7 protein-coding genes are annotated in these 8,287 nt (G+C 25.1%); 5 read left to right on the plus strand and 2 right to left on the minus strand.

All coding sequences use genetic code 11. The annotated features are described in order from the left end of the window. Positions 1-72: 72 nt before the first annotated feature. Positions 73-837, minus strand: coding sequence for a nitroreductase family protein (locus Q0W06_RS14140; RefSeq protein WP_297636928.1), 765 nt, complete (start codon positions 835-837; stop codon positions 73-75). A gap of 177 nt (positions 838-1,014) precedes the next feature. Here Q0W06_RS14140 and Q0W06_RS14145 point away from each other — a divergent pair, with 177 nt between their 5' ends. Next, positions 1,015-1,842 (plus strand): endolytic transglycosylase MltG, encoded by an 828-nt coding sequence (locus tag Q0W06_RS14145; protein ID WP_297636931.1) that lies wholly within the window; start codon positions 1,015-1,017, stop codon positions 1,840-1,842. 69 nt (positions 1,843-1,911) lie between these two features. On the opposite strand, the gene Q0W06_RS14150 is transcribed toward Q0W06_RS14145, so the two are convergent. Then, complete coding sequence (locus Q0W06_RS14150) at positions 1,912-2,874, minus strand: hypothetical protein (RefSeq protein WP_297636934.1); 963 nt, start codon at positions 2,872-2,874, stop codon at positions 1,912-1,914. Positions 2,875-3,161: 287 nt separating this feature from the next. Here Q0W06_RS14150 and Q0W06_RS14155 point away from each other — a divergent pair, with 287 nt between their 5' ends. From Q0W06_RS14155 to Q0W06_RS14170, 4 genes are all read left to right on the plus strand, one after another. After that, entirely contained in the window at positions 3,162-3,512 is a 351-nt protein-coding gene (locus tag Q0W06_RS14155) for a hypothetical protein (protein ID WP_297636937.1), read from the plus strand. Positions 3,513-4,817: 1,305 nt separating this feature from the next. Then, a complete protein-coding gene (locus Q0W06_RS14160) occupies positions 4,818-5,624 on the plus strand; it encodes a hypothetical protein (RefSeq protein ID WP_297636942.1) in 807 nt (268 codons plus the stop codon). Between the two features lie 448 nt (positions 5,625-6,072). Beyond that, a complete protein-coding gene (locus Q0W06_RS14165; protein WP_297636945.1) occupies positions 6,073-7,647 on the plus strand; it encodes a recombinase family protein in 1,575 nt (524 codons plus the stop codon). Positions 7,648-7,768: 121 nt separating this feature from the next. Continuing rightward, complete coding sequence (locus Q0W06_RS14170) at positions 7,769-8,206, plus strand: peptidoglycan-binding protein (RefSeq protein ID WP_297636946.1); 438 nt, start codon at positions 7,769-7,771, stop codon at positions 8,204-8,206. The last annotated feature ends 81 nt before the right edge of the window (positions 8,207-8,287 follow it).

The raw sequence follows: 8,287 nt of genomic DNA on the forward strand, positions 1-8,287 counted from the left end.
TATATATAGCCCTAGCTTTAGTTTTCTTTATCAATGTCATCACCTTATTTCTAAAGCTAGGGTCCCCCTATTTTATTTTGAAATCCATGTTTTTATCATCTCTCTAACAGATCTACCCATTTCAGTTGAAAATTCGGCACCAGTTTTTCTAGCATAATTAAACTGTCCAAAATTCTTTGCATTATATATATTATTTTCACTAATTTTTTTATCCTTAAACATATTTTTAAGACTTTGCTCATCCAATCTCTTATATTCTTCCTTAAAAACAATATACTCTTCATCAAATCGTTTAGTTAAATACCTTTTTTCATCTTCATAATGCCCAATACATAACATACATACAGGAACAACCCATTTAGGCAGTTTAAAAAGTTTTTTATGTTCCTCATAATTTTCTATAATATCTCCTATATAGCAAGATCCAATATTTATACTTTCTGCTACAATAGCGCCAGTTTGTGCTGCTATGATTGCATCTTGTATTGCTAAGAATAAATCACCTTCATCTGGTGTTCTATACTCTAATTTATTTTTAATACAATAATTTAAAACACCCGATGCATCATAAAAATCATACCATCTTTGTAAATCAGCTAAAAAAATTAATATCTTATCACTATTCTTTATAAATGGTTGATTATCGCATGTTCTAGAAAGAATTTCTTTAGTCTTATCATCTTCTATTACTAATATGGAGTAGAGCATCATATTGCCTGCTGTAGGGGCTCTCATTGCGCCTTTTAAAATAACATCTAGTTCTTCATCATTTATTTTTTTATCTCCATATTTTCTAAGTGACATTCTATTATTTATTAAATTAATAGTTTCATTCATATCTAAATCCCCTTTTTAAATTATTTACCATAATTACATCTTTATTATCTATTATGGAAATTATTATTTTTTATTCAAATTTTAGATAATATTAATTTTAATTTCACCCTTTATTAATACCGGTATAATATTCTCAATGTAATATTTAGCTATCATAAAAAATAGGAGGGATATATTTTGGGTAAAAAGAAAATAATTATTTCTATTATTGTTGCAATAGTTATAATAATAGCAATTTTAGTAGGTTCATTCTTTATGGCCGTACCGTCAATCAACCTTTTAAATTCAAATAAATCTGTAACATTTATAGTTAAAAAGAATGAAAACCTAAATGATGTTTTATCTACACTTAAAAATGAAGGAAACCTTAAATACTCTAGCTTAATTGAACTTTATACTAGTGTAACTGGTGAAAACTTCTCTGTAACTCCTGGTGTTTATACTATAAACTCTAAAGTTACAGCAAAACAATTTATAAATATATTAAAAGAGCAAAAAACTATTTCAGTAGTTATCCCAGATGGAGCTACCGTAAATGATATTGCTGGTATATTTAATGAATTAGGCATGTTTACAACAAGCGACTTTACAAATGCAGTTAAAAACTATCCATTACCTCAGTACATTAAAGATGTTCAAGGCAGAGAATATAACTTGGAAGGATATCTATATCCAACAACTTATCATTTTACAAAGGGTGAATCTGCTAACCAAGTAATAGAAACTATGATTTTCAATTTTGTTACAGTTTTGGATCAATCACAAAAAGCAGTTAATGTTAAAATAACACCTGCTCAAATAAATGATGTATTAACTAGAGCTTCAATAATTCAAAAAGAAGCCAAATCTGAAAATGATATGCCAAATGTTTCAAAGACATTAAATGAAAATCTTAAAAATAAACAACCACTTGGAGTACAAGGTCTTGGAAATACACTTCCAAATGGACCAATTTGTAATCCAGGACAAAAAGCTATTGAAGCTGCTTTAAAACCAGCTAACTAATAGTTAACATAATTTTGCTTATGAAAAAGGTTATCTAAATGAATAGATAACCTTTTTATTTAATCTTTATTAATTTATTTGTCTATCTTCTATTACTTCAAACATTTTTTCTTTACATTCTGCTCTTACACTATTAATTAATTCTAAAATATCAAAACATTCCCCCAATGCTTTGCTTTTATGAGGACTTTCCTCAATATTATGCATGTTAAGAGCTCTTTTAAATCTAATAATATATTTACTATGTACATAATCCATGTATGATTTCATTAAACATACTGAATCAACCTCTTTAACGTAACCGTTTCCTTTTAATAAATTTGATACTAAAGTAGAGTTATATGCTAATATAGTTTTATCTTCTAAGATATTATAAATTTCATCTACACAATCTGTAAAAATTCTTTTCTTAGATATACTATTTTTATCTATTCTTTTTATTGCATAGGATTCATAACTAACCCTTTTATTTGTCTTAAATGTATTATGATAAATAACATCTCCCTTTATATCTATTACTGCCATTTCAATTATCTCATCACGTTTTGTATCTATCCCTGTTGATACAATTGAGACAATAACATTATTCTTATGTATTAATCCATCCCAATAGGAAAAATTCTGCCTTAAATCATTAATTCTTTTCTTATAGGCTTTCTTTATATGATTTTCTCTATTTTTTTTACATTTATATCCTTTACATTTTCCTTTTAATTGAGCTTCTCTAAATTTAACTAAATTCTCTTTTGAAAGATTATAAACATCCTCTAATAAATAATATTTCTCTTCTATGCTATTTGCACTTTCCTTCTTTGTATATACTAAATGTATAATTCCTTCTTCTATTAACTTATCTAAAATTTCTTTTTCAATGTTTAAAATCTCTAAAATTTCATTATATGTACTACCAAATTCCTTTTTTTTCAATAATTCATAGATATGCCAAAGATTGATTTTATGGTAATCAATCATCTTTATTAACGCATCCTTACTACAATTATCACTGACAGGTATATTTTTCTCTAGCAACACTCTCCTTAAAATTTCATCCTCTACTTTTCCTATGTTCTCTCTCACAATGTTAAGTATGTACTTCTTCGTAATTATCTTATGCATTATTGTTTGTTAAATAGCCTAAAGTCTATTTAACGTCCCCCCTCTCCAAAAAAAATTTACATTTTTTTCTTACTTTTCATATTAAATTCTTTTACTAAAATAATCAACATTACATTTTTTAACTTTTTATAAACAAATGTTTAGTTATCCAAAATATTTATTTTGAATATAATATAAAAAGAGCTATTAGGAGGTTAATTTTTATGTATATATTAGCATTATTACTGAGTTTAGCTTTTATCTCCATTCCTTTAATAGGAAAGAAAAAACATTCTATTTATTTATCAGAAGTTCTTATTTTCTCCGGTTTTTCAGGGAAAATTTTACATTCTAAGAAACGTGGATTATCTAGAAAAATCATCTCTAAATCTAATTATCTTAAAATATCACTTTTAAGACAAAGTATTTTAGCTATATCTATACTTTTTTTAACAACCTTCTTTTCTTTGTTACATTTAAGTAATATTGTTGGATGTCTACTTATACTGATTTATACTTTTTTTAGTAGTTTATTGGTAGGACTAACTTTAAATAAATATCTTCCATTAAAATAAAGACTCTATTCATGGAGCCTTTATTTTTTATTTAGCCAATCTTCTATATTTCCCATATTTTCTTTAATTTCATATAACTCATTTAATTAAAACGTTTATATAAACACCTACGCAATTATAAATAATTCTACTTTCATTTATGTATATGATTATAAATATATCTACACAAATGTTTACAGTTACAATTGTAATTACATTTTAACTTTTAATTACGTTTTCATTTATGTTTTTATATACTTTTATAATTGTATTTATATTTTTATTTATATCTACACTTATGTTTACATTTTTGTTTGTACAACTACTTACGTAAATATTTATATATGTGTAAGTGGTTATATATACACATACACATACGCATACAATTATAATTATACAATTGTATTAGCTTACGTTTATAGTTTCATTCATATATAAATAGACTTTTCTAAAATTATCTCTAAAAAAATATACTATATAAATTTTTATTCAAATTAATACTACATACTTAAATAAATATATTAATACACCTTTAACCCTTTATTTAAAACGGGTTTGTATATTTAATTGTATATATGTTTACATATATATTTGTGTTTACGTTTATATTTAAAACTACATCATTGAAATAATATAGAGTATATCATGCATATATATCAATATAAACTAAAGCTCTATATAATTGAGTAGTATAATCAATTTATTCCAAATAAACAAAACATATATTTCATATATTATTTTTCTTATACGAAATAAATATTGTATAATTTATTTTAAAAAATATTTTATTTATAATATATGAATTTTATTATAAATAAATATTTTTTCAATTTATCTGCTAATAAATTAATATAAACTAGCTATTTTATTACATATACTTTTGATATATTTAATTCAATTTATGCAAGTAAATATATCTGTTTACATTTATGTTTGTTTATATATTTATATTTTTATTTACTTTAATATTTGTATTATTAATTACTCATTATATATATCCTTATAATTATGTATTTTTTCTTTATCCTTTATTTTAAGATAATCTTCTTTATTTCCATAATTTAAATCTATTTATCCATCATTTATTGTTAATTTAATTTTTAATTCAATATTTTTTAAATATTTAATATTCAAATTCACTTTTTATTAACTTATTGATTATTTCAAGCCATAAATTTCGCTAAATTATCATTTAGCGAAAAATAAAACTTTTATTTCCCAAATTTAAATTCTCATTTTAAATAATTAATCTCAAAATTTTAAATCTTATATACACTATATTATTTTTCTCATAGAATGTAATATATAAATTTTCAAGGAGATTTTATGGATACTAATACTAACACACCTAATACTCAAATTCCTAACTCTAATTCAACTGCTGGACTTCTAAAACTTCATTGTTTACTAGCTGATTCTTATATACCTGTTTCTAACTGCAAAATAGTAATTATGAAGAGTGACTCAAATTTTAATAATTTAACTAAAGTTCTTAGTGATTTTAGTGATTCTACAGGTATTTTAGATAATGTTAAGCTCTCAACTCCTAGTATTATTTTTAGTTACCATCCTAATTCATTGCCATATGGTATTTATAATATTGGAATAAGCAAACCTGGCTATAATAACCTTTTAATTCGTGGTGTTCAGGTTTTTCCAAATGTTAAGTCTATACAAAATTGTCGCATGACTAAAGCTGTCGGAATGCCTAAAACTAACATTATAACAATCTCTGCACATAAAATGGTTACTAACTCTGGTTCTAAGGTACAAGGTGGAATAAAACCAACTGATAAATATTACTGTGATCAAAAAACCATTACTGACCTTATAAATGCTAGCAAAACTAATAACAATAATATGCGTGTTTTAAATCAAGTTGTTGTACCTTCAGATATAATTGTACACGCTGGTTCACCTTATGATGATTCTGCTCCAAATTACACTGTACCATTTGTAGATTATATTAGAAATGTCGCATCTAGTGAAATCTATTCAACTTGGAATTCTTCTGCTATTAGAGCCAATGTTTATTGTATAGTTTCTTTTGCATTAAATAGAATTTATACTGAATGGTATCCGTCTCATGGTAACAATTTTGATATAACAAATGATACTGCTCTTGTTTTATAAGGACAAACTCTTCTATTATAAATACATTTACAAATATATCTACAAATATATATGTTTACATTATTACTTTCATTTTGTAAATATATTTATTTTTATTTATAATTACTTTTATACAATTAACTGTGTTTACAATATTATTTACATTTTTATTGTTATATTTATATCCCTATATACTTATATATTTACTTGTATATATGTTTACATATATACAAGTAAATATATAAACATTTCTAATTACTTATTTTATCTATAATCTTTTACTATCAATTATTATCTTTTTAGACTTATTCTCTTTCCAAATATTTAAGCTTTCTACTTACTATATTATTTTTTAATTTCTTATCCTCCTTTGTTGCTCTTATATTTTTTCATTTTTATTATTACTGACATTTATTACTACTATTTATTTATGTACCATTCATATATTTATATATACACATTTTAGGAGGTGATTTTTATAAAAACCGTTGCACTCTATACTCGGAAATCAAATATAACAAAACAAGGTGATTCTATCCAAAATCAAATATCAATTTGCAAAAATTATATACAAAATAAATTTCCTGATGAAGAATTTATTTTTATTATCTATGAAGATGAAGGATTTTCTGGCTCTAATATTAATAGACCTAAATTTAAAGAACTTCTTAATGATATTAAGCAAAAAAATTTTTCTATTCTTATTTGCTATAGGTTAGATCGAATTAGTCGAAATGTCGCTGATTTTTCTAATATTCTAACATTACTTGAAAAGCATAGTATTGATTTTATTTCTGTTAAGGAACAATTTGATACAACTTCTCCAATAGGCCGTGCCATGATGTATATAAGTAGTGTATTTGCTCAACTTGAAAGAGAAACTATTTCTGAAAGAATAAAAGATAATCTCTTAGAATTAGCTAAAACTGGTCATTTTTTAGGTGGACCTTCTCCTTTTGGATTTGAAGTTCAAAAAAAATATTATTTAAATGCAAATTTAGTTGAAAAATCTTTTTCTATTCTTGCCCCTATTAGCAATGAACTTGATATTGTTAAAGTTGTTTATTCAAAATTTTTAGAATATCAATCTTTAAACCAACTTGTCGCATTTATAAATACTAGTCATCTTAGATCTCATTTTACGAAAGATGTTACTCCTATAAAAATAAGACGAATTTTGTCTTCTCCTTTATATGTAAAATCAAGTTGTCGCACTCATTCTTATCTAAAAGAAATTTCCTCTCAGGTTTTTGGTGTCGCAAATGAAAATGGCTATTTAACCTATAATAAAAAGAAGAATGCTCCACAAAATTATATCTATGCTGTTTCTGACCATTTAGGGATAATTGATGATTCAACTTGGATAAATGTACAAGAAATCTTAAAAACTAAAAAATCTGCTAAAAGATTGGGAAGTAGTTCTATCCCTGCAGTTCTATCTAGTATTTTAAAATGCTCACTCTGTGGTAGCAATATGATACTAAAACAAGGTGGCTTAAATAAAAATGGAGTTCCCTATTATTACTATATTTGTAGTAAACATAAAATTAAAACTTGTACCAATCCTTCTGTAAGGGTTGATTATGCAGATAATTTAATTTTAGAAAAATTAAATTCTCATAATAAAAATTTTTTTAAAGGATCTTTTACTGCAAATTTAAAAAATTCATCTAATGAACTCCATTTTCTAGAAAAAAATCTTGCTCAAAGTAAAAAAAATTTTAATATCTTAATAGATAAAATCTCTTTATGTAGTTCAGATATTTTAACTAAATCTCTTCTGGCTAAAGCTGAAAATTTAAGTTTAAAAATATCTAATTTAGAAGCAAGAATAAAAGATATCTCCACAGCAGATAAGAATATCCTTTTAAAACTACAGAAAGAATCATGTATATCCCTTAAGACCCCTTCAAAGGAAAGCCCTTTAAAAGGTCTTCCATTTTTGAAGCAGCGCTATATTATCCAAACTTTAATTAGTAGTGCCCATTGGGATGGCCTCAACTCCACAATTATTCTTAAATTAAAAGATGATTTGTCTTTATAGTACTAATCCTACTGCGTATGATCAAAGTTTTGTCTATGGAAGGACAACCTATTCTTCCATTGATTCTATTGTAGATGAACTTTTTTCTACCTTCATTGAAGTACAAGATACAACCTATCCTATGTTTGCTGAATTCTGTAATGGAACTAGCGTAACTTGTCCTGGATGGCTTAGTCAATGGGGTAGTCAAAATCTAGCTGAACAAGGTTATTATCCATATGAAATTCTAACTTATTATTATGGAAATAATATTAATCTTGTCCGTGCACTTGAAGTAGCTGATGATCCAAGATCTTATCCAGGTTCTCCGCTTCGAATTGGGTCTACAGGTCCTAATGTTGTTAAAAAGCAAAAACAAATAAATAGAATAGCACAAAACTATCCATTGATTCCTACATTAGCAACAGATGGAATCTATGGCCCTTTAACAGCTAATTCAGTGAAAATCTATCAAGGTGTATTTAATATACCTCAAACAGGTATAATAAATTATGCTACTTGGTATTCATTGTCTAGAGTTTATACTTCTGTAGAGAATTTTAACGAATTAAATAGCTAAAAAATGCCTCCTAAATTTATAGGAGGCATTTCAGAGTGTCGACAAAGTCGACACTCTTTCTTTTTTACTATAAAATAGATT

This window comes from uncultured Clostridium sp. (assembly GCF_947072515.1).
In the GTDB taxonomy this organism is placed as follows: Bacteria; Bacillota; Clostridia; order Clostridiales; family Clostridiaceae; genus Clostridium.

Excerpts from the sequence above, each read along its gene's own strand:
- Q0W06_RS14160 (WP_297636942.1), top strand. The coding sequence starts at position 4,818 with ATGGATACTAATACTAACACACCTAATACTCAAATTCCTAACTCTAAT.
- Q0W06_RS14170 (WP_297636946.1), top strand. The coding sequence starts at position 7,769 with ATGTTTGCTGAATTCTGTAATGGAACTAGCGTAACTTGTCCTGGATGG.
- Q0W06_RS14140 (WP_297636928.1), bottom strand. The coding sequence starts at position 837 with ATGAATGAAACTATTAATTTAATAAATAATAGAATGTCACTTAGAAAA.
- Q0W06_RS14155 (WP_297636937.1), top strand. The coding sequence starts at position 3,162 with ATGTATATATTAGCATTATTACTGAGTTTAGCTTTTATCTCCATTCCT.